A 22712-nucleotide genomic window follows, 5' to 3' on the forward strand; every position below is an offset into this window, starting at 1 on the left:
TCACTTCGACGCGTCAGCCACCCACCACGTCGACGAACACGGGGTTCGAGTAGAACCACGTGTCCGCCCACGGATCACCGTTGCCGGGCTCATGCGGAATCGGCCCGTGCGGGTCGACCGAGGCACCGAGGTACCCCACCCCGTGGCGGTTGCCGTCGCTGCCGCGCAGCCGGACGTAGAAGGACTCGTCCCCGGCGGTCAGCGGGATGCGCAGGGTGTACGTCCCCTTCCGCCCCGACACGTCCTTCGTCTGGACGACCCTGGTGTCCGGCGCCTGCCAGCTGTCCCGGTCGGTCACCGGGCCGCGCACCGCGCCCCGGATCACGTCCACGTGCGCCAACTGGGGCAGGATGCCCTGCGGGTTGGCCCGGGAGGCGGTCGTGACGGTGACGTACAGGGTGATCTTCTCGCCCTTGCGGACGCGCAACCGCCCACCGAGCGTGACACCCCGGCCCGCGTCGCAGTCCCGCTTCAGGCGGACGTCGAGGCCGTCGAGCAGATGCCCGTGGTCGAGCCAGACACGGCCCGCGCGCAGACCCGCCATCACCGCGCGGTAGCCGTAGCGGGTCACGCCGACGTGGGTGCGGCTGAACTCGCCGGGCCAGAAGTCGCTACCCGGCTGCGGGGTGTCGGTGTTGACCGGGTCGGGCAGCTTTCCGGTGTTGTCGAAGTTCTGCCCGGCCGGCCAGTCACCGTTCTTCCAGGTGTCGAAGACCGTGCGGTGGTTGTCGGAGTTGGTGGTGATCGTGAAGAGGCGGCCCTCCGCGAGCATCGAGTCCCACAGGCCGCCGACCGTCGCCGTCGCCCAGTCGAAGCCGCCGTACGTCAGATACGCGTCCGCCGGATAGCCCGCCCAGGACTGGGCCGACGGCTTGTTCTCGTACTCGCCGCGGATGGACGTGGAACTCCGCCAACCGGGGATGGCCGCGCCCTGGGCGCCGGGTGCGCCCTCCATGCCGATCATGATCTCGGGGGCCGCGTCACGCCAGCCCCGCATCTCGTGCGGGGAGTCGATGCCGAGGCGCAGGGGGTGGTTGGCGAGGACGAGGACGTCGTCGACGTAGCCCGCATCGCGCTGCTCGGCCAGCCACTTGATGGCCTTCACGGCGTGGGCCTCGTTGCGGGCGGTGTCGGTGCCGGTCGCGGAACCGTCGGTGTAGCCCAGGAGCTTGCCGTCATAGGCGAGCTCGAACCGGGTGAGCAGGTCGACCTCGTTCGGGCCGGGCGCGGCGAACACGGTGCAGTGCTCGGCGGCCGGGATGTACCACTCCAGGCCCTGGAAGATCAGCTGACGCGGGTTCTCGGCGCGGGCCTTGAGGATCTCCTGGTGCTCCAGCGCGGCGCCGTAGTGGGCGTGCCCGAAGTTGGAGTGCTCGTTGAACACCATCCAGTCCAGGCCGTACTTGGCGGCCGCCTGCGCCTGCTGGGAGAACGTGTACTTGGCGTCGTGGCTGTAGACGGAGTGGACGTGGTGGTCGCCGACGAGGTAGGCGAGGCGCGGGTCGTCGCCACCGAAGGCGGGCCGGGCGGAGGCGGCGAAGGCGGGGGTGGCCACCGACCCGAGAGTGAAGGCCGCCCCGAACATCCCTGCACGGCGCAGGAGCCCGCGGCGCGAGATGCCCTGGGCGTCGAGGTGGGCGGGAGAGACGGACGGGTCGGCCCAGGCGGGCAGCTGCTGCTCGGTCATCGTGAGTCCCTGTCGCGGGTCAGTGGTTCATGAAGGAGGTGACGGGCAGCGCACGCGCGACGATCCGCACATCGCCGAGGCGGCCGTGCAGGATCTGGTCGATCCTGCCCGCGTACTCGTAGCCGCCGAGCAGCCACGGCAGTCCGACGGAGGTGATGCCGACCGCGGGGGCCTTCGGGTTGCGGACGACCGGGCAGCCCTCGACGTAGAGGGTCGTGTGCTTGCCGTCGTTGACCACCGCGAGGTGCCACCAGGTCTCCAGCGGGGTCTCCTGGCCCCAGTTGGTGGCGATGCCCTGCTGGTTGAGCGGGCGCATCGCCCACTGCGGCTCGCGGTCGTTGGACAGCGAGAGGGTGGCGAGCGGCTCGTCGGGGTCGTCGGCGGTCTTGCCCGCCGCGCCGCCCGTGCCGGTGCGGCTGACGATGCCGGACCAGGCGTTGTGGTCCGGGTCCCAGTCGGCGGGCAGCCGGTAGAACGCCTCGATGGTGTAACCGTCCTTGAACGTCGCCGAGTTGAGCGGGGCCCCGTCGACCGTCTTCAGGTACGCGCCCTTCAGCGGCGACTTGAAGCCCTGGAACTCCAGGCTGCCGTGGCCGGGCTGGTCGGGGTGGTGGTCGGAGGACCAGTTCAGGGCGCCGCCGCCCACCGTGACGAGGGTGAGGTCGTTGCCGCGCCCGGACAGGTCGCGGACGGTGCCGCCGACCGCCGTACCGTCGCCCTTGTTGCCGTGGTTGTCGAATCGCCAGTAGGCGACCGTGCCGGGGATGACGACCTTGGACGCGGGGCGAGCCGGACGGGCCGGAACCGGAGCGAATCCGGCGAAACGTTTCTCGAAATCGATCTCCACCGAGAAGCGGTCCGCGTCACCGCTCAGCTCGATCTCCTGCCGCTCCAGCTCGTTGAGTCCCTTGCCCGCCCGACCCAGGATCCACGGGGAGACGGTCTCCACGTCGATGACGTTCCGGTCCAGGTCGAAGCGGTAGAGGCGGATCATCGCCGCCCCGCCGAAGTAGCGGTTCTGGTAGTTCGTGAGGTGCAGGTGCACGTCGTTGCCGGCGGCGTTCTTGCGGGTCGCGCGACCCGCGGGCCAGTAGTGGCCGTTCAGGGTGAGGAAGACCTGGTCGTGCTCCTCGACCAGCTGGTCCCACAGCTGCTGCCCGTACGTCGACAACTGGTCGTCCTCGACGACGAGTTCATGCGTGGTGAGGATGACCGGCGCCTTCGGGTGCCGGGCGAGCACGTCCTTCGCCCAGGCGTACCCCTTCGCCGACAGCCGCCAGTCCAGCGCGAGCACCAGCCACTCGCGCCCGGCCGCCCGGAACAGGTGGTAGGTGTTGTAGCCGTCGTCGGACGCGCCGCCGAACGTCCTCTTTCCCTTGAAGCGCTGCGGCCCGAACGTGTCCAGGTACGGCGTCGAGCCGCGCTGGTCGTCCGTCGAGGACCTCACGTCGTGGTTGCCGGCCAGGACGCTGTAACCGACACCCCTGCGGTCCAGCAGTCCGAACGCCTCGCTGATCGCGGCGAATTCGTCCTTGGCGCCGTTCTGGGTGAGGTCGCCCAGGTGGGACAGGAAGACGAGGTTCTCGTCCTTGCCGTGTTCCAGCAGATGGCGCAGGGAGGCCTCGACCGGCGCCTTGTCGATGCTGGGTCCGTCGAAGAGGTACTGCGTGTCGGGCATGACGGCGAGGGTGAAGCGACGGCTGTGGGCGTCGGGCCGCCACCTGCTCGCGCTCGCCGGTGCCGCCTCGGCGACGGCCGGCAGCGCGACCCCGGCGCCGGCGGCGGCGCCGAGCAGCGCGGTGGCTCTGAGGAAACTGCGTCGGGCGGCACCGGCCTGTGCGGCCTCGCCCTGGTTGTGGTCATGCGAAGTGCACACGTGTGCTCCGTGAAAGGTGACGTGAGAACGGGGAAGGGCTGGGGGTTACAGAACGCGCAGGGTCCAGCTCCAGCGGTGAACACCCGGCGGGATCAGATACGAGGCGGAGGTGTCGGGACCGCACGACGCCGTGCCGAGCCCCCGGTGCGCCGCGTCCAGGTGCACCACGCACCCGGGGCGCGGCACCAGCTCGTCGTGGTGCGAGGCGGCGGTCAGGTCCTCGGCGCGATGGCGGGTGACGGAGACCTGGCGCGGTTCGTCCAGCACGACCGCGAGGCCGGTCGCGTCCGCCGCGGACAGCGTGAAGTGCCGTACCCCGTGCCGCCCGCCGCTCTCCTGCGGGCGCAGATAGGGGGTGAACAGCGCGTCGACGGGCACGGAGTGATGGCCGACGGGTGCGCCGACGCTCCGGTCGGGATACGACTCCCACGGCCCCTGCCCGAACCACTCCAGCAGGTCAAGGCCCGGTACTGTCTCGAAGACCGAGCCGACCCGCGCCACATCGTGGAACTCGTCGGGCAGCTCGGCCTCCTCGTCGATGCGGATGCCGCCCTCGACCGGTGTGAACACCTGCCGGTGCCGCACGACGCCGACCGTGCCCGCGTACTCGGCGTCCACGGTGACCCGGCCGCCGTCCTGCCGTACCGACACGACCTTGCGGACGAGCGAGTCGAGCCCCCAGGTCCGCCAGCGCGGCGCCATGCCGCCGAGCTCGTCGTTGTCGGTGGGCGCCCGCCACAGGGAGAGGGTGGGGGCCGCCGTCAGCAGCGGATGGACCAGCAGGCCCTCGTCGTCGACCTCGACGGCACCGTCCACGGGAACCTCCCAGGACACGGACGGCCCGCGCAGCCGCACCTGCGGCGCGCACACGTCCGTGCCGCGCGGTGCCCACGGCTGGTCCTCGGCGGTCGTCACCCGCAGTGTCAGCCAGGCCTCGCCGCCGTCGCGCGGGAGGTCGAAGGGGAGCGGCACGGCGGCCGTCTCGCCGGGCCGCAGGGCGGGCAGTTCGGCGGGCGCGGTCAGCGTGCGGCCGTCGGCGAGGGACAGTTCCCACCGGCCGGACAGCCAGTCCAGGCCCCGGAAGTGCTGGTGGTTGCCGAGCACGATGCCCTCGTGCTTGAAGCACTCGATGCGCACCGGCGCCGCGATCTCCCGGTGCTCGTACAGGACCGGCTTCGGGGTGCGGTCCGGGAAGACGACTCCGTCGGCGATGAACGCTCCGTCATGGATCGTCTCGCCGAAGTCGCCGCCGTACGCCCAGCGGTGGCCGGGCGCGGCGACACCGTTGTCATACAGCCCGGCGCCCGCGCGCCCGGCCGGTCTTCCGTCGTTCACGCGTTGCAGAATCCCGTGGTCCCAGAACTCCCAGATGAACCCGCCCTGAAGACCTGGCGTGGACTCGATGGCCGCCCAATGGTCCGCCAGCGTGCCGTTGCTGTTGCCCATCGCATGCGAGTACTCGCACTGGATGAGGGGCCGGGTCTGCCGGCCCGACAGGGCATGGGCGACGCAGTCCTCCAGCGGCGCGTACATCGGGCAGGCGATGTCGGAGGCGTCGTCCGTCGCCGCCCAGTCCAGCTTCGCGGCGCCCTCGTACTGGATGGGCCGCGTCGGATCGTGCCGCCGCACCCACCCCGCCGCCGCGTCGTGGTTGGCGCCGTAGTCGGACTCGTTGCCCAGCGACCAGATGATGATCGACGGGTGGTTCTTGTCGCGCAGCACCATCCGCGAGACCCGGTCCACGAAGGCGCCCAGGTAGCGCGGGTCGTCGGCGATCTCGTGCGCGTGGTCGTGGGACTCGATGTCCGCCTCGTCGACGACGTAGAAGCCGAGCTCGTCGGCGAGGTCGTAGAGCGCCGGGTCGTTCGGGTAGTGGGAGGTGCGGATCGCGTTGAAACCGAACCGCTTGAGCAGGACGAGGTCCGCGCGCATGTCGTCGTACGAGACCGTTCGGCCGGTCAGCGGATGGAAGTCGTGCCGGTTGACGCCCCGGATGAAGACCCGCTCGCCGTTGACGAGCAGGTCCCGGCCGGCGATCTCGACATCGCGGAAGCCGATCCGGTGCTGCGAGGTGTCGGCGACCGTGCCGTCGGCGCGGTGCAGACGGACGGTGAGGTCGTACAGCTCGGGGGTCTCGGCGTTCCAGGTGCGCACCTCGGGGACGGAGGTGTGGATGCGGGCCTCGCCGAGGAAGTCGGAGACGCGGTCGTCCTCGGCGTTGACGCGGTCGAACTCCCGGTCCTGGCCGATCAGTTGACCCTCCAGCTCGCCGCTGACATACCACCCCTCGGGCAGCGCACCGCGTGCGTCCCGCACCCGGCAGTCGACGCGCAGCTCGCCGTCGTACGACGCCCGTACGGTCACGTCGGCCAGGTGCAGGGGGTCGGTCGCGTACAGCAGCACCGAGCGCGTGATGCCGCCGTGCCACCACTGGTCCTGGTCCTCGATGTGCGAGGCGTCCGACCACTTCACGACAGTGAGCCGTACGGTCGACCGCCCGCCGGCCCGCACCACGTCGGTGAGGTCGAACTCGGCGGCCAGATGGGAGTCCTTGGAGATGCCGACGGGCCGCCCGTCGACATGCACCAGCAGCACGCTCTCGGCGGCCCCGACCTGGAGCACGATCCGGCGCCCGGCCCAGTCGGCGGGGACGTCGACCTCGCGCTCGTACACGCCCGTCGGGTTGGCGGCGGGGGAGCCGGGCGGGAACTGGGGGAACGGCATGCGGACGTTGGTGTACTGCGGCAGGTCGTCGGCACCGGCGGACTGCATGGTCCATACGCCGGGGACGTACGACGAGGACCAGTCACCGCCGACCGGCGCGTCCGGAGCGGGAAGCAACTGGAAACGCCAGTCGCCGTCCAGGGAGAGGGCTCCGGAGCGCCGGCCTGTGGCGTTCATGGGGAGGCGCCCCCAGGAGGTCACCTCGGGTGCCTGCCAGGGGCGGAGGGCGATCAGTGGATCGGCGGGGAGTGCGTCGGTCATGACCTGTCCGAAGTCGGTGCGGTGGGCCGGGGGAGGACGCGGCCCTGCAGGCCCCAGGCGGGGTCGACGGGGATGCCGAGCCGGTCCAGGACGGTGGGGGCGATGTCGATGAGACGGGGTGAGTCGAGCCGGGGGCCGGGGAGCCGGGGGCTGTGGGGTGGGCTGTCGGCGGGCTGGGTGTCGTGGGGCCGCGTGCTGGCGGGTCGGCGGTGGGCGGGTTCGGTGCCGAAGGGCTGGGTGCTGTCGAGCCGGCGGCGGTCGGGTCGGCTGTCGGCGGGTCGCGTGGCGGCGGGTCGGCGGTGGGCGGGTTCGGTGCCGAAGGGCTGGGTGCCGTCGAGCCGGGTGCCGTCGGGTCGGCTGTCGTCGGGCCGCGTGCTGTCGGGTCGGTCGTCGGCGGGCCGTGTCCCGTCCGGCACGCCGGGCTCGGCGAGGATGACGAAGACCTCCCGTTCCGCGTGCGTGTCGCCGCCGTGGCCGCCGCTGTCGAGGTGGCCGTGGTCCGTGGTGACCAGCACGGTCCAGCGTTCGTCGGCGCGGCGCGGATCGGCGCGCCGGGCGTCGATCGCCTCCAGCAGCCGCCCCAGGTGGGCGTCCTGGGCGAGGAGGGCACGGTCGTAGGCGGGGGAGAGGGGGCCGGTGTCGTGGCCGGCCTCGTCGGTGGCACCGAAGTACACGAACACGACGTCCGGGTCGTGCTTGGTGAGCCAGCGCAGGGCGGTGCGGGCGACGCGGCGGTCCGCGGTCCGGTAGCCGCGGAACTCCCCGTTGTAGCGCCGGCGCCGGCCGATGGCGGGGCCGAGGGTGCCGCGGCGGACCAGCTGCGGCCAGGACACCGCGGCCGCGGTGCGCAGACCGGGGCGGGCCGCGGCGGCGCGGGTCAGGAAGTCGGGGTAGCGGGCGTAGTCGGCGCCGACGAAGTCGTTGCCCCGCACGCCGTGCCGGTCGGGCCACACCCCGGTGAGGATGCTCGACCAGCCGGGCCCGGAGTCGGTGTAGGCCATGCCGGTCGACGGCCCGTTCTCCGCCTGGCCGTCGGCCTCGCCGTAGGGCAGCAGGCTGGTGCCGACGGCGCCGGCCGCCATCAGGCCGTGCAGGACGGGGGCGGTGGAGGGCGACCGGGTCAGCCGGTCGAACCGCAACCCGTCCATGCCCACCACGAGCACCTTGCCGCGTCCCGGCCGCTCACCGTCGACGTCGTACGTCACCGCCCACCCCTCTCTCGCGACTCCGCCTCAGCTGCCCTGCACCGCTCCTTCGGTGGCCCCCGCGATGAACCCGCGGGCGAAGATGCTGAACACGATCACCAGCGGAAGCGCCGCCATCAGCACACCCGCCATGACCATGCTGTAGTCGGTGGTGTGGCCGACGTTGAGCTGGGCGAGCTCCACCTGGAGGGTCACATGGCCCGGGTTGGTCAGCACGACCAACGGCCAGACGTAGTCGTTCCAGCAGTTGACGAAGACGTAGATGGCGAGGAACGACAGCGCGGGCCTGATCATCGGCAGGGCGATGTTCCAGTATTGGCGGAAGAAACCGGCGCCGTCGATGCGCGCGGCGTCGAGGAGTTCGTCGGGAACGCCGTTCTGGATGTACTGGTGCAGCCAGAAGATGCCGAAGGCGTTGGCCAGGGAGGGCAGCGCCAGCGCCTTGAGCATGCCCACCCAGCCGATCTTCGACATGAGGATGAACTGCGGCAGGATCGCCAGCTGCAACGGCAGCATCATGAACAGCAGCAGCGTGCCGAAGAGCAGCTTGCGCCCGGGGAAGTCGAACTTGGCGAAGGTGAAGGCCGCCAGGGAGTCGACGAACAGCACCAGGACGGTGGTGACGGTCGCGACCATCACCGTGTTGAGCATCGACCCGAAGAAATCGATCGTGTTCAGCACATGCCGGATGTTCTCCAGCAGATGGGAGCCGAAGGTGAACTTCGGCGGGCTCTTGTAGATGTCCTGGGTGGTGTTGGTCGCCATGACGATCGTCCACGCGAAGGGGAAGACCGAGACCAGGACGGCCACGACGAGGATGATGTGCGCCGTCAGGCCCCTGGGGCGGCGCAGCCGCCTTGCGCCCCTGGCGGGCCGCGCGGTGTCCACTGCCGTCATGCCTTCCTCCCCCGTGTGGTGATGCGCCAGTTGACGGCGACGAGGATGATGATCAGTACGAAGAAGGCCCACACGATGGCCGCGCCGTAGCCGTAGTCGTTGTTGAGGAAGGCCGACTGGTAGAAGTACAGCAACGTGGTCAGACCTGCCTGGCCGGGACCGCCGAGGTTGGCGTTGGCGGCATTGCTGCCGAACAGGACCTGGGGTTCGCTGAAGCTCTGCAGACCGTTGATGGTCGAGATGATGACGGTGAACAGGATGATCGGCCGCATGATCGGGATCGTGATCTGGAAGAACGTGCGGATGGGGCCCGCCCCGTCCATCTTCGCCGCCTCGTAGATCGAGTTCGGTATCGCCTGCAGACCGGCCAGATAGATGATCATGTTGTAGCCGGTCCACTGCCAGGTCATCAGCAGCGCGATGACCAGCTTGATCAGCCAAGGGTTGCTCAGCCACGGGACCGGCGAGATGCCGACCATCCCCAGGATCGCGTTGACCAGACCGAAGTTGTTGCTGAACACCGCGCCGAAGAAGATCGCCACGGCGACGATCGAGGTGACGTTCGGGACGTACAGCGCGATCCGGTAGAAGCCCTTGAAGCGGCGTACCGAGTGCAGCAGCGTCGCCAGCATCAGGGCACCGAACAGAGTGGGCGCGGTGGACAGCACCCAGATCACCAGGGTGTTGCGGATCGACAGCCAGAAGACCGGGTCGTCCCACAGGAACCTGAACTGCTGCAGGCCCACGAACTGCATGGTGCCCATGCCGTCCCAGCGCTGGAAGGCCAGATACAGCGAGTAGAAGACGGGGAAGAACGAGAACGCGGCGAAGATCAGGTAGAACGGCGAGATCGCCAGGTACTGCCGCCAGTACGACAGCGGCCCGCGCCGCCTGGGCCGAGCGGAGCCCGCGGGCGGTGTGCGCCGCGGGCGGAACCGGGCCGGGCCCGGCCCGCCGAGGCGCTGCGGCACCTCGGCGGAACCGGTGACCGGTGGGGACGTCACCTCAGTTCACCCCCTGCCGGCGGGCGATCTGCTTGGCCTGGCTGACCGCGTCCTTCCAGGCGTCGTCGGGCTTCTTGCCCTTGGCCTCGATGTTGGTCAGTTCTATCTTGTAGGGGGCCATGACAGCCGCGTCGGCCGGGGCCTCGTACGCGATCGGCACGGCCTTGGCGGCCGGCCCGAAGATGTCGATGATCTTCTGTCCGCCGAAGAAGGCATCGGGGCCCGTCATGGCTGGCATGGTGTAGGCGGCCGGGGCGGCGGGGAAGATGGCGGCGTCGGTGAAGCCGCGGGCGTCGTTGGCGGGGCTGAGGATCCAGCTGATGATCTTGAACGCCTCTTCGGGGTTGCGGCACTGCTTGGGCAGCGCCAGATAGGAGCCGCCCTGGTTGGCCGGTCCGACGGGCATCGCGCACACCCGCCACTTGCCCTTGGTGTGCGGCGCGGCCTGCTCGATGTCCAGCGCGTGCCAGGCCGCGCCGAGCTCGGTGAGGAGGGTCTTGCCGACGGCGGCGTTCCAGGTGTTGTCGTTGATCTTGGCGTCGAGGCCCAGGGTGTAGGGGCGCACCGACGTGGTCCACGCCGCGCGGATGTGGTCCTGGTCGCCGATGAAGTGGTTGTTCTTGTCGATGAACCGCTCGGTGCCCTGACCGATGGTCATGTCGAACATGGAGCCGATGTTGTTGACCAGGTAGGTGCCGGGGTTCTTCTTCTGCAGCTCGGTGCCGAGCGTGAAGTAGTCCTCCCAGGTCTTGACCAGGGCGGCGACCTTGTGGGGGTCGGTGGGCACCCCGGCCTTGGCGAAGAAGTCCTCCCGGTAGAACAGCGCGGTGGGGCCTATGTCGATCGGGAAGCCGATCTGCTTGCCGTCCTCGGTCTGGGCGAGTTTGGTCTTCCAGTCCAGGTACTGGGACGAGATCTTCTTGAAGCCGAGGTCGTTCAGGTCGAGGAAGCGGTTGGCGTTGGGCAGGAAGGACGCGATGTCCTCGCCCTTGATGCCGGTGATGTCGGGCACGGAGGTGCCCGCCGCGATGGTGGTGGTGAGCTTCTGCTTGAAGTCGCCGCCGATGGAGGCGGAGGTCAGCTTGACCGAGCTGCTGAAGTGGGTCTTCGCCTCCGCGACCACCTTGTCGCTGAGCGCGCCGCCCCAGTACCACAAGGTGAGGTCCTTGCCGTTCTTGGTGCCGCCCGAGCCCGAGCTGCCGCCGCATGCGACGGTCAGGCCGGAGGCGGCCGCGGTGAGCGCGGCGGCCTGGAGGAAGCCTCTACGAGAAAGGTCCACGGGTCACTCCTGTTGTTCCTGTTCGACGTGGAGAGGGGTTCGAGGGGGGTCGGTGCCGCCGTTCTCAGGCGTGGGGGCCGACGGGCGTATGGGCGGGTGGGGTGACGGGGGCGTGGCGTACGGGCGGTCCGGGGTCGGCCGGGATCCGGTCGGCCAGGAAGCCGTACGCGCGCCGCAGTTCGGGATCCTTCAGCGACCGCCACCAGCGGTCGACGCCGTACCAGCCGGGGGCGGCGAGCGCCCCGCCGTGGTGCCCGACGGACAGCCCGGCCGCGAGGACGGCGAACCGCAGCCGTTCCTCCAGGGGCCAGCCGCCGAGCGAGGCCGCGACGAAGCCGGCGCCGAAGACGTCGCCGGCGCCGGTGGCGTCCAGGACGTCGACGTCGAGGGCCGGGACCTCGGCGTACTCGCCCGTCGTCTGGTCGACGGCCACCGCGCCGTCCCCGCCGCGGGTGACCACGGCCACCGGCACCAGCTCGGAGAGCGTGCCGAGGGCTGCGACCGCGCTGTCGGTGCGGGTGTAGGCCATCGCCTCGGTCTCGTTGGGGAGGAAAGCGTGGCACAGCTTCAGCTGGTCGAGGAGGTCGGTGGACCACTCCTGGGTGGGGTCCCAGCCGACGTCGGCGTAGATCTGCGTGCCGTTCGCGGCGGCCTTCGCGAGCCACTCGCGCGGCTCGGCCTCGAGGTGCACGAGGGCGGTGCGCGCCTCGGGCGGGTCGCCCATCAGCGTGTCCTGCGAGTACGGGGGCTCCTGGCCGTGGGTGACGAGGGCCCGGTCGTGGCCGGTGGCGAGCGAGACGGTGACGGGGGTGGGCCAGCCGTCCGCGGTGCGGGAGAGCGAGAGGTCGATGTCCTCCTGGTCGCACAGGACGTCACGGCAGTACTCGCCGTAGAAGTCGTCGCCGAAGACCGTGGCCAGCGAGGTGCGAAGACCGAACCGGGACGCGGCCACCGCGAGGTTCGCGATGCCGCCGGGGCCGCAGCCCATCCCGCCCGTCCAGATCTCCTCGCCCGGCGTCGGCGGCTTCCCGAGCCCGGTGAGGACGAGGTCGTAGAAGAGCAGCCCGGTCAGGAGCACGTCGGGCCTGTCGTCGTCCACGCGAAACAGCCTCTCGTCAAAACTCGTCATTTTCGATGACCGGAATCGTGCGCTGATCCACGAGATTGGTCAATACCCGAGCAGAACTGAGCATGGATTTGATTGAAGATGACGAGTAGTGTTCACGCCGTGCTGGCAGAACGACGACACCAACTCATCCTGCGGGCCCTGCGCTCCGGCGGGCCCGCGGCTGTGACCGACCTCTCCGAGCAGCTGGGTGTGAGCCCCGCCACGATCAGGCGCGACCTGGTCAAGCTGGAGGAGGACGGCCTGCTCACCCGTGTGCACGGCGGCGCCGTCGTGGAGGAGGGCGACCAGCCCTTCGCCGAGGTCGCCGAGGTGCGGGTGTCCGAGAAGGACGCCATAGCCGAGCGGGCCGCCGCGATGGTCGCCGACGGCCAGTCGGTGCTGCTCGACATCGGCACCACCGCCTTCCGGCTCGCCCGCCAACTGCACGGCCGCCGCCTCACCGTGATCACCAGCAATCTGGTGGTCTACGAGGAGCTCGCCGACGACGAGGGCATCGAGCTGGTGCTGCTCGGCGGCATGGTCCGCCGCGAGTACCGCTCCCTGGTCGGTTTCCTCACCGAGGACAACCTGCGCCAGCTGCACGCGGACTGGCTCTTCCTCGGCACCAGTGGAGTGCGCCCGGGCGGGCAGGTGATGGACACGACGGTCGTCGAGGTGCCGGTCAAGCGCGCCATGATCAAGGCGAGCGACAAGGTCGTCCTCCTCGCCGACCAGGCGAAGTTCCCGGGTACGGGCATGGCGAAGGTCTGCGGTCCCCAGGACCTGGACGTGGTGGTGACGAACGCCCCGGTCGACCCGGCGACCCGCTCCTCCCTGGAGGAGGCGGGCGTCGAGGTGGTCGTGGCAGGAAAGGTGCAAGGGTGAAGCTGACGATTCTGGGCGGCGGCGGGTTCCGCGTGCCGCTCGTATACGGGGCCCTGCTGGGCGACCGCGGCGAGGGCAGGGTCACCGAGGTCGTCCTGCACGACCTGGACGCGGGCCGGCTGTCCGCGGTGACCCGCGTCCTCGCGGAGCAGGCAGCGCAGGTCGCGGACGCCCCCGAGGTGACCGCCACGACCGACCTGGACGAGGCCCTGCGCGGCGCCGACTTCGTCTTCTCCGCCATCCGCGTCGGCGGCCTGGAGGGCAGGGCGAACGACGAGCGCGTGGCCCTCGCGGAGGGCGTCCTCGGCCAGGAGACCGTCGGCGCGGGCGGCATCGCCTACGGCCTGAGGACCGTCCCGGTCGCCGTGGACATCGCCCAGCGGGTGGCCCGGCTCGCCCCGGACGCCTGGGTCATCAACTTCACCAACCCGGCCGGCCTGGTCACCGAGGCGATGTCCCGCCACCTCGGCGACCGCGTCATCGGTATCTGCGACTCGCCGGTGGGCCTCGGCCGCCGGATCGCCCGCGTGCTCGGCGCGAACCCGAAGGAAGCCTGGATCGACTACGTCGGCCTCAACCACCTCGGCTGGGTCCGCGGCCTGCACATCGCGGGCCGCGACGAGCTGCCGCGGCTGCTCGCCGACCCCGACCTGCTCGGCTCCTTCGAGGAGGGCAAGCTCTTCGGCGTCGACTGGCTCCAGTCCCTCGGCGCGATCCCCAACGAATACCTGCACTACTACTACTTCAACCGCGAGGCCGTCCGCGCCTACCAGCAGGCCGAGAAGACCCGCGGCGCCTTCCTGCGCGAGCAGCAGGCCCACTTCTACGAGGAGATGCGCGACCCGGGCGCCCAGGCCCTGGCCGCCTGGGACCGCACCCGCGCCGAGCGCGAGGCGACGTACATGGCCGAGAACCGGGAGACCGCGGGCGCGGGCGAACGCGACGCCGACGACCTCTCCGGCGGCTACGAGAAGGTCGCCCTCGCCCTGATGCGCGCCATCGCCCGCGACGAACGCACCACCCTGATCCTCAACGTCCGCAACCGCAGCACCCTCTCGGTGCTCGACTCCGAGGCCGTCATCGAGGTCCCGTGCCTGGTCGACGCCAACGGCGCGCACCCGGTCGCCGTCGCCCCGCTGCCCGAGCACGCCACCGGCCTGGTCTGCGCCGTGAAGGCCGTCGAGCGCGAGGTCCTCGCCGCCGCCGAGTCCGGCTCCCGCACGACGGCCGTCAAGGCCTTCGCGCTGCACCCGCTGGTCGACTCCGTGAACGTGGCCCGACGGCTGGTCGAGGGCTACACGGACGTTCACCCCGGCCTCTCCTACCTGAAGTAAGCTCCCGGCCGAAAGCGCTTTCTCGCCCGTTGCGCTCTCGCCGCCCTCTCTCTGGAGACCTCTCATGCACGACGAACGCCGCCGGATCGAGGAGCGCGCCGAGCGCCTCCACAACCAGCGCATCAAGACCGCGATCTACGCGGCCACCGTCCCCCTGACGGTCGAGGCCTGGCAGGCGCCGGGCGAGCCGGTCCCCTTCGAGGAGGCCGCGGCCGCGTCCTACGAGCCCTTCGCGATGGACACCCCCTGGGGCCCGCCCTGGGGCACGACCTGGTTCCGGATGCGCGGCCAGGTGCCCGCCGAGTGGGCCGGCCGACGCGTCGAGACGGTCATCGACCTCGGCTTCACGGGCGACTGGCCGGGCAACCAGGCCGAGGCGCTGGTCCACCTCACCGACGGGACACCCCTGAAGGCGGTCAACCCGCTCAACCAGTACGTGCCGATCGCCAACCCGGCCACGGGCGGCGAGGAGATCGACTACCTGGTCGAGGCGGCCTCGAACCCGGACATCCTGGCGAACAACTTCTCCGAGCCCACCCCGCTCGGCGACGTCCTGACGGCGGGCGACAAGCCGCTGTACACCTTCCGGCGCGCCGACCTCGCCGTCCTCGACGAGGAGGTCTTCCACCTCGACCTGGACCTCCAGGTCCTGCGCGAACTCATGGTCCACCTCGGCGAGCACGAGCCGCGCCGCCACGAGATCCTGCACACCCTCGACCGGGCCATGGACGCCCTCGACCTGGACGACGTCTCCGGCAGCGCCGCCGCCGTCCGCGCGGTGCTCGCGCCCGTCCTCGCCAAGCCCGCCCACGCCAGCGCCCACACCGTCTCCGGCGTCGGTCACGCGCACATCGACTCCGCCTGGCTGTGGCCCATCCGCGAGACCAAGCGCAAGACGTCCCGCACCTTCTCCAACGTCACCGCGCTCGCCGACGAGTACGACGACTTCATCTTCGCCTGCTCCCAGGCCCAGCAGTACGAGTGGGTGCGCGACAACTACCCGAAGGTCTGGGCGCGCATCCAGGAGTCCGTGAAGAAGGGCCAGTGGGCGCCGGTCGGCGGCATGTGGGTGGAGTCCGACGGCAACCTGCCCGGCGGCGAGGCCATCGCCCGCCAGCTTATGCACGGCAAGCGGTTCTTCATCGAGCACTTCGGCATCGAGACCAAGGGCGTCTGGCTGCCGGACTCCTTCGGCTACAACGCGGCCTATCCGCAGCTCGCCAAGCTGGCCGGCAACGAGTGGTTCCTCACCCAGAAGATCTCCTGGAACCAGACCAACACCTTCCCCCACCACACCTTCTGGTGGGAGGGCATCGACGGCACCCGCATCTTCACCCACTTCCCGCCCGTCGACACCTACAACGCCCGCTTCAGCGGCGAGGAGATGGACCGCGCGGTCCGCAACTACGCCGAGAAGGGCGCCGGTACGCGCTCGCTGGCCCCCTTCGGCTGGGGCGACGGCGGCGGCGGCCCCACCCGCGAGATCATGGAACGCGCCCGCAGGCTCGCCGACCTGGAGGGCTCGCCCAAGGTCGTGGTCGAGCACCCGGACGAGTTCTTCGCGAAGGCCCGCGAGGAGTACCCGGACGCCCCGGTCTGGAACGGCGAGCTCTACCTGGAGCTGCACCGCGCCACCTACACCTCCCAGGCCCGCACCAAGCAGGGCAACCGCCGCTCCGAACACCGCCTGCGCGAGGCCGAGCTGTGGGCGACCACGGCCGCCCTGCACGCGCCCGGCTACTCCTACCCGTACGAGAAGCTGGACCGCCTGTGGAAGACGGTCCTCCTCCACCAGTTCCACGACATCCTGCCCGGTTCGTCGATCGCGTGGGTGCACCGCGAGGCGGAGGCCGAATACGCCCGCGTGGCAAAGGAGTTGGAGGAGCTGACGGCCGAGGCGGTCGCCGCGCTGGGCGGTGGCACGGCCCGGGTCTTCAACACCAGCCCCTTCGACCGGGCCGAGGTCGTGCGCACCGCCGAGGGCGGCCCGGCGTACGTCGAGGTGCCGGCGAGCGGCAGCGCCCCGCTCACGGCCGCCGAGCCGCCCCAGCCGGTGACGGTGGCAGGACGGGTCCTCGACAACGGCCTGGTCCGCGTCGAGGTGGCCGAGGACGGCACGCTGGCGTCCGTACGGGACCTGCGGGCCGGCGGTCGCGAGGTCCTCGCCGACCAGGGCAACCTGCTCCGTCTGCACACCGACCTCCCGAACTACTGGGACGCCTGGGACATCGACAAGCACTACAAGAACCGCTACACCGACCTGCTGGACGCCGACTCGGTCACGGTCGTCGAACAGGACCCGCTGCTCGGCGCCATCCGCGTGGAACGCAGCTTCGGCGAGGGCTCCAGGCTCACCCAGACGATCACCCTGCGCGCCGGCAGCCCCCGTATCGACTTCGAGACCGACCTCGACTGGCACGAGGCCGAGAAGATCCTCAAGGCGGGCTTCCCGGTCGACATCCGCGCCCCGCACTCCTCCGCGGAGATCCAGTTCGGCCACATCCAGCGGCCCACCCACACCAACACCAGCTGGGAGGCGGCCCGCTTCGAGGTCTCCGGCCACCGCTGGGTGCACATCGCCGAGCCCGGCTACGGCGTCGCGGTCATCAACGACTCGACCTACGGCCACGACGTCTCCCGCACGGTCCGCGAGGACGGCGGTACGACGACCCGCGTCAGCCTCAGCCTGGTGCGCGCCCCGCGCATCCCGGACCCGGAGGCCGACCAGGGCCGCCACCGCTTCGTCTACTCCCTCCTGCCCGGAGCGGGCATCGAGGACGCGGTCGCGGAGGGCTACGCCCTCAACCTCCCCCTCCGGGTGGCGCATTCCGCGGGCGTGCCCGAGCCGGTCGTCTCGGTGGACGGCGAGGGCGTGACGGTCGAGGCGGTGAAGCTGGCCGACGACGAGTCCGGCGACGTGGTCGTCCGGCTCTACGAGTCCCGCGGCGGCCGCGCCCAGGGCACCCTGCGCACCGGCTTCCCACTGGCCGGCGCCCAGGTCACCGACCTGCTGGAGCGCCCGCTTCAGGACGCGGAGCTCGTCGAGGGGGCAGTCCCGGTCACGCTGCGCCCCTTCCAGATCCTGACCCTCCGGCTGCGGAGGGGCTGAGGCATGGCCATGCAACCCTGGTTCACCGACGCCAAGTTGGGGATCTTCATCCACTGGGGCATCTACGCCGTCGACGGCGTCCAGGAGTCCTGGTCGTTCTACGACGACATCGTGCCGCACGACCGGTACATGTCCCAGCTGGAGCGCTTCACGGGCGCCAAGTACGACCCGAAGGCGTGGGCGGACCTGTTCGCCCGCGCCGGGGCGAAGTACGCCGTACTGACGAGCCGTCACCACGACGGTGTGGCCCTCTGGGACACGCGGTACGGCGACCTCAACCTCGGCAAGGACTACCTCGGCCCCTACGCCGAGGCCCTGCGCGAGAAGGACCTCAAGGTCGGCTTCTACTACTCCCACTCCGACTGGAACCACCCCGACTACGCCTCCACCCGCAAGCCGGGACGCCCGCCGGAACAGGAGGACAACCGCTACTCGGAGGTCGCCGCCGAGGACGAGGACCTGGAGGCCTGGGAGCGGTTCATCGCCTACCGCGACGGCCAGATCCGCGAGCTGGCCTCCCGCTACCGGCCGGACCTGATGTGGTTCGACGGCGAGTGGGACCGCAGCGAGGAGCAGTGGCGCATCCCCGAACTCGCCGCGCTCATCCGCTCGTACGTGCCGGATGTCGTCTTCAACGCCCGCATGCTCAGCGAGGGCGACTACGCGACGCCGGAACAGGGCGCCCCCATCGTGCCGCCGGACGGCCCCTGGGAGCTGTGCCTGACGATCAACGACTCGTGGGGCTACCAGCACCACGACCACAACCACAAGTCGCTCGCCCAGCTGATCCGCTACTTCACGGAGACGATCGGCGGCGGCGGGAACCTCCTGCTGGACGTCGGCCCCATGGAGGACGGCACCATCCCGCAGCCCCAGGTCGAACGGCTGGAGGGCCTGGGGGAGTGGATCCGCAGGCACGCGGAGGCGGTGTACGGCACGGTGCGCGGCCTGCCCGCCGGGCACCACTACGGCCCCAGCACCCTCTCCGCCGACCGCCGCACGCTCTACCTCACCCTGTTCGACATCCCCCGCGCCGAGATCGGCGTCCGGGGCCTGGCGACAGAGGTCCGGAAGGTCACCGTGCTGGGGAGTGGCACCGAACTCGCCCACCGGGTGGTCGGCGGGCTGCACGACGCGGTCGGCGTGCTGTGGATCGACCCGCCGGCCGAGGCCGACCTCGATCCGTACGCGACCGTGCTGGCCGTCGAGTTGGAGGGGGAGTTGGAGTTGTACCGGGGCTCGGGCCGCTTCTGAGGCCCGCTCACATATAGCCGTCCCGGTTCTCGTCGCGCTGCTTCCGGGCTTCCCGCCGTCCTTGTACCAGGTCGGCCAGGGCAGCCCGGAGCGCGAGGACACCGACGAGGGCCCCCGCGATGCCCGCCGCCGTGTACAGCCAGTTCCGCATCGCGGTGAAGCGGTGCGACCAGGTGTCGTACACCTTCAGACGGACCTTGATCGGTGGCTTGAGGGTCTCCAGGGCACGGTCCGTATTGCCCTGGTAGGTGATGACGGTGAGAGCGAGGTCGTAGTCGCCGGGCTCGTCGGCCGACACGCTCCACTGCCACTGGGCGTTCTCGCCCGGCGCGCCGATGGCCTGCCGCTGCGGGCCGTGCAACACCGTCTTCACCTCCGGGCCGTCCGCCGACAGCCCGGCGCCCTGCCAACCGCCCACCCGGAAGACCCGGGTCTCCAGGGCGGCCTGCGCGGCGCGGCGCGACGACTTCTCGCCGCGGGCGGTGAGGACGACGGCGTAGCTCAGACGGCCACCGACGGACATCGAGATGTCCGGGGTGTAGGTGAGGGATCCGTCGAAGAGGTGTTTGCGGTCGTTGCGGATCGAGGCCTCCAGGGCTGCCTGGCCCAATCCCGCCCCCGAGCCCGACTCGGTGGGCACCCCGCACGCGGCGAGGCCGAGTGTGAGGAGCAGTGACAGACACCAGGCGGCCGCGATCCTCGTCCTCACGCCTGCGCCGCCCCCGAATCCCGTCACGTCGAACCACGAGAAGGCCCCCGCGGCGGAACAAGATTCTTCCCGCCGCGGGGGCCCGGGCGCCAGCCCTTCTTCCGGCCGTGTCAGCCGGTGAAACCGGCCGTGATGGAGGTGAACTGCCAGTTGTTCTGGCTGATGCCGGAGCAGTTGCTCACCACGCCGCCGCCCGGGCACGGCCGGTCGCGGTTGACCGACCAGAAGGCGAGGCGGGCGATGTGGTGCGAGTTGGCCCAGTCCTTGATCTGGGTCCAGATCGCCGGAGTGGTGGTCTCCTGCTGGTCGGACAGGCCGTTCATGCCGGAGATCCCGATGTGGGAGTACGCGGTGGCGTCGTCCCAGCCGAAGGTCGACTTCAGCTTGGCCTTCAGGCCCTCCGCCGCGTTCACGGTGTTGCCGTACATGTCGGAGCCGCCGCCGAAGTCGAACGGCATGATCGTGAAGACGTCGATGTTGGCACCGAGCGACTGCGCCTGCTCGATGAGCCGGTTGCCGTAGTACGTCGGCCCGGTCGTCGACGTGCCGAAGGTGACGATGGTCTTCAGGCCGGGGTTGTTGGCCTTGACCGTCTTCAGGGCGGTGAGGATCTTCGCCTGGACGGCCTCGTTCTCGAACTCGTCGGAGTTCTCGATGTCCATGTCGATCGCCTTCAGCGAGTAGGCGTCGATCACCTTCTGCAGGGCCCCGGCGAGCGCGCTCGCGGAGGAGCAGTTGGCGCCCAGCTTGCTGCCCTGCCAGCCGCCGAACGACGGCACGATGTCACCGCCGGCCGAGCGGACGGCGTTGATCGCGGACTGGTCGGCACCGCCGGTCAGCGGCCGGCTGCCGTCCCAGGCCGGGGTGCAGCCGCCGGAGTCGAGCACGAAGGCCATCGTGAACCACTTGATGCCGGTCGCGCTCATCACCGTCGACGGGCTCGGCGGGTCGCCCCAGCCCTCGTACAGATAGGGCGCGGCCTGCTTGAAGCCGGTGCCGCCACCGCCGCCCGCATCCGTGGTGACGGACACGGAGTTGGAGGACCCGGAGGTGTTCCCGGCCGCGTCCCGCGCCTTGACGGTGAAGGTGTACGCCGTGCTCGGCGAGAGCCCGCTGACCGTGGCGGTCGTACCGGAGACGCTGAGGACGTTGTTCGAGCCGCTGTAGATGTCGTACGCGGTGACACCGACGTTGTCCGTCGAGGCGTTCCACTTCAGCGACACGCTCGACGAGGTCTTGCCGGTGGAGGTCAGCCCGGTCGGCGCGGTCGGCGCCTGGGTGTCCGAGCCGCCGCCCCCGCCGCCGGGGCCGTCGAGGCTGATGTCGTCGGCGTAGTACGTCCCCTGGGCGTACCAGCCGTGGACGTAGATCGTGGCGCTGGTCTGCGAGGCACCGGTCGTGAAGGAGACGGTCAGCCGGCTGTACGCCGAAGGGGACGTCGTCCATGTCGACGCACCGCCGTTGACGCCGAGGTAGACGTACGACCCGCGCACCCACCCTTGAAGCGAGTACGTGGTGTTCGGCTGGACGGAGACGGTCTGGCTGCACTGCGCGTTGTCGCTCGAACTCACCGCCCCGGCAAGGGCCTTGGAGCCGCCGTGCACGGGGGAGGAGACGACCGAACCGAGGTTGCCGGTGCAGGTCCAGGGGGAGAGGCTGCCCGACTCGAAGCCGGGATTGGTCAGGATGTTGGCCGCTTGGGCCGTACCGGGAAGGGCGATGGCTCCGGCGAGCGCGAGAGCAGCGGAGCCGAGCAGGGCAAGAAGCCGACGTCTGTGACGTCCGAGTGTGTTGCGCACGCGATCTCCCTGGGGAATGGGGGTGTTCGGGAGTGCACGAAGGTGCAGAGAGGTGCGCAACACAAGTTGGTATGGACCAATCTCGGTGTCAAGACCTGACGCCGAATTGGTCCATACCGGTGGGCGTACTTTTCAGGGGCGCGGGCTGTGTCGATCGGCGGCTCCGCCGCGTGGGCGCGACAAGCCACAGGTAACCCGCACCCGGTAGACGTACCTAAAGCGGCAGTACCTGGGCCGCCACCTCGACGGAGTCGACAGGCGCGGGCACCGCCGGCAACAGAGGCCCCGCCTCAACCCTCTGCTGCGGCAGCGAAACCGCCCGCAGCGGCCGCGGCCCCGCCACCACCGTGTAGTCCTGCCCCAGGAACGGCGGCACCATCTCCCCGGGGTCCTCCCCGAGAGCCAGCTGCACAGCGGCCCAAGGCGCGTTGACCCCGCACAGCGACAGCTGGTGCAACCCGCCGGCGGGCCGCGTGTTGACATCCATCAGCACCGGCTCGTCGCCGAACATCCGGAACTGGATGTTCGACAGATAGTGCAGCCCGAACCCCTCGGCGAGACGCCGCGCCGGCTCCAGCCACTGCTCGTGCAGCGTGAACCCGCGCCGCCGCCCGTTCTTGGTGCGCCCGATCGCCAGTCGCACCCGGTTGTCAGGACCGGTGAGGCAGTCCACCGAGACCTCCGGCTGCTCCAGACGCGGCATCACCAGCCAGTCGACGGGCTCGTCGGCCTGTTCCAGCGCCTCCACCACCAGATCCAGCGGCACATACGGGCTCGGGAAGCCGTTGAGGTGAGCCAGCGAGAAGGGGGCGCGCGTGATCACGCGGAAGCCCACGCCGCCCGCGCCGGACGCCGGCTTGAAGCACGCCTTGTGCCCGCCCGCCTCCAACTCCTCCACCGCGGCGACGAGTTCACCCGCGGTCCGCACCCGCCACCACGGCGGCACGGGCACCCCGATCGCCTGGACCGCCTCGTACGCGATCACCTTGTCGTGGAAGACGGCCACCGCCTCCGGAGGCGGCGCCAGCAGCGCCGTACCGACCGCCTCGAACTCGGCGCGGTGCGCCACGATCGCCGACTGCTGCAGCCGGGGCACGAACACGTCGATGCCGCGCCGCTGGCACTGGTCGAGGGCGTACTCGACGTACGCGGCCGGGGACAAGCCCTCCGGCTCCAGATCGGCGGTGTCGGCGGCGGCCAGCACGGGGGAGTCCGCGTCCCCGTGCGTCGCATGGATCTCCACGGCGCGATCGCTGGGATTTCGCCGCAGCTGATCCATGAAGAACACGTTCTCCGCGTACGTGCGGTTGAGCCAGACGCGTACGCGAGAGACCATGCAGGGCCGTCCTTTCACGGTTCGCGGGCAGGGCTGAGCAGCCCGTGCCCGGGCAGGGGAGTTGGAGGGTCACCAAACCGCCCTTGAATGAAGGGAAGTTCATGGCGGTGGTGTTGGGGCGATCATACGGCCTCCCGGAGGCCGCGCGTGCAACGTACGTGTTACGGATTTACCGATCTTGCCGCCTTGTCGATGAACCGGGAAATGTGTTCTCGTGGTCCCATTCGTGACAGCGCGGATGCGCT

15 protein-coding genes are annotated in these 22712 nt (G+C 70.4%); 4 read left to right on the plus strand and 11 right to left on the minus strand.

Annotated features, from left to right (window positions below; translation table 11 throughout):
- Positions 1-13 precede the first annotated feature (13 nt).
- From ABT254_RS14090 to ABT254_RS14125, 8 genes are all read right to left on the minus strand, one after another.
- Complete coding sequence (locus ABT254_RS14090; RefSeq protein ID WP_351468403.1) at positions 14-1687, minus strand: PHP domain-containing protein; 1674 nt, start codon at positions 1685-1687, stop codon at positions 14-16.
- 19 nt (positions 1688-1706) lie between these two features.
- On the minus strand, positions 1707-3563 hold the full coding sequence (locus ABT254_RS14095; RefSeq protein WP_351468406.1) for a LamG-like jellyroll fold domain-containing protein: 1857 nt from the start codon (positions 3561-3563) through the stop codon (positions 1707-1709).
- A gap of 45 nt (positions 3564-3608) precedes the next feature.
- Entirely contained in the window at positions 3609-6548 is a 2940-nt protein-coding gene (locus ABT254_RS14100; RefSeq protein WP_351468408.1) for a glycoside hydrolase family 2 TIM barrel-domain containing protein, read from the minus strand.
- Complete coding sequence (locus tag ABT254_RS14105; RefSeq protein WP_351468410.1) at positions 6545-7753, minus strand: alkaline phosphatase family protein; 1209 nt, start codon at positions 7751-7753, stop codon at positions 6545-6547. The genes ABT254_RS14100 and ABT254_RS14105 overlap by 4 nt, the downstream gene beginning before the upstream one ends.
- A gap of 27 nt (positions 7754-7780) precedes the next feature.
- Positions 7781-8650, minus strand: a complete 870-nt coding sequence (locus ABT254_RS14110; RefSeq protein WP_351468413.1) for a carbohydrate ABC transporter permease — start codon at positions 8648-8650, stop codon at positions 7781-7783.
- Positions 8647-9621, minus strand: a complete 975-nt coding sequence (locus ABT254_RS14115) for a carbohydrate ABC transporter permease (protein ID WP_351469126.1) — start codon at positions 9619-9621, stop codon at positions 8647-8649. Before ABT254_RS14115 ends, ABT254_RS14110 begins: the two co-directional genes overlap by 4 nt.
- A 34-nt stretch (positions 9622-9655) precedes the next feature.
- Complete coding sequence (locus tag ABT254_RS14120) at positions 9656-10933, minus strand: ABC transporter substrate-binding protein (protein ID WP_351468415.1); 1278 nt, start codon at positions 10931-10933, stop codon at positions 9656-9658.
- Positions 10934-10997: 64 nt separating this feature from the next.
- The gene (locus ABT254_RS14125) at positions 10998-12032 is read right to left on the minus strand and encodes a carbohydrate kinase family protein (protein WP_351468418.1); all 1035 of its coding nucleotides are present in this window, start codon (positions 12030-12032) and stop codon (positions 10998-11000) included.
- 129 nt (positions 12033-12161) lie between these two features.
- Between ABT254_RS14125 and ABT254_RS14130 the strand changes: the two genes are divergently transcribed.
- The 4 genes from ABT254_RS14130 to ABT254_RS14145 all read left to right on the plus strand — a co-directional run bounded on the left by ABT254_RS14130 (position 12162) and on the right by ABT254_RS14145 (position 18623).
- The gene (locus ABT254_RS14130) at positions 12162-12926 is read left to right on the plus strand and encodes a DeoR/GlpR family DNA-binding transcription regulator (RefSeq protein WP_351469129.1); all 765 of its coding nucleotides are present in this window, start codon (positions 12162-12164) and stop codon (positions 12924-12926) included.
- Complete coding sequence (locus tag ABT254_RS14135; protein WP_351468421.1) at positions 12923-14260, plus strand: 6-phospho-beta-glucosidase; 1338 nt, start codon at positions 12923-12925, stop codon at positions 14258-14260. The genes ABT254_RS14130 and ABT254_RS14135 overlap by 4 nt, the downstream gene beginning before the upstream one ends.
- 64 nt (positions 14261-14324) lie before the next feature.
- Entirely contained in the window at positions 14325-17369 is a 3045-nt protein-coding gene (locus ABT254_RS14140) for an alpha-mannosidase (RefSeq protein ID WP_351468422.1), read from the plus strand.
- 3 nt (positions 17370-17372) lie between these two features.
- On the plus strand, positions 17373-18623 hold the full coding sequence (locus ABT254_RS14145; protein ID WP_351468424.1) for an alpha-L-fucosidase: 1251 nt from the start codon (positions 17373-17375) through the stop codon (positions 18621-18623).
- A gap of 7 nt (positions 18624-18630) precedes the next feature.
- Here the strand turns inward: ABT254_RS14145 and ABT254_RS14150 are convergent, their stop codons facing one another.
- The 3 genes from ABT254_RS14150 to ABT254_RS14160 form a co-directional block, all read right to left on the minus strand.
- Complete coding sequence (locus ABT254_RS14150) at positions 18631-19332, minus strand: hypothetical protein (protein ID WP_351468427.1); 702 nt, start codon at positions 19330-19332, stop codon at positions 18631-18633.
- Between the two features lie 110 nt (positions 19333-19442).
- Positions 19443-21131: a carbohydrate binding domain-containing protein gene (locus ABT254_RS14155; RefSeq protein ID WP_351468430.1), complete on the minus strand. Its 1689-nt coding sequence runs from the start codon at positions 21129-21131 to the stop codon at positions 19443-19445.
- 214 nt (positions 21132-21345) lie between these two features.
- Entirely contained in the window at positions 21346-22467 is a 1122-nt protein-coding gene (locus tag ABT254_RS14160; RefSeq protein WP_351468432.1) for an ATP-grasp domain-containing protein, read from the minus strand.
- Positions 22468-22712 lie beyond the last annotated feature (245 nt).

It is taken from the genome of Streptomyces sp. NPDC001137, assembly GCF_040298885.1.
Lineage (GTDB): Bacteria > Actinomycetota > Actinomycetes > Streptomycetales > Streptomycetaceae > Streptomyces.

What these genes read in the sequence shown, in the direction of transcription:
- ABT254_RS14160 (WP_351468432.1), bottom strand. Translation starts at nt 22,467, where the DNA reads ATGGTCTCTCGCGTACGCGTCTGGCTCAACCGCACGTACGCGGAGAAC.
- ABT254_RS14110 (WP_351468413.1), bottom strand. Translation starts at nt 8,650, where the DNA reads ATGACGGCAGTGGACACCGCGCGGCCCGCCAGGGGCGCAAGGCGGCTG.
- ABT254_RS14100 (WP_351468408.1), bottom strand. Translation starts at nt 6,548, where the DNA reads ATGACCGACGCACTCCCCGCCGATCCACTGATCGCCCTCCGCCCCTGG.
- ABT254_RS14140 (WP_351468422.1), top strand. Translation starts at nt 14,325, where the DNA reads ATGCACGACGAACGCCGCCGGATCGAGGAGCGCGCCGAGCGCCTCCAC.
- ABT254_RS14090 (WP_351468403.1), bottom strand. Translation starts at nt 1,687, where the DNA reads ATGACCGAGCAGCAGCTGCCCGCCTGGGCCGACCCGTCCGTCTCTCCC.
- ABT254_RS14145 (WP_351468424.1), top strand. Translation starts at nt 17,373, where the DNA reads ATGGCCATGCAACCCTGGTTCACCGACGCCAAGTTGGGGATCTTCATC.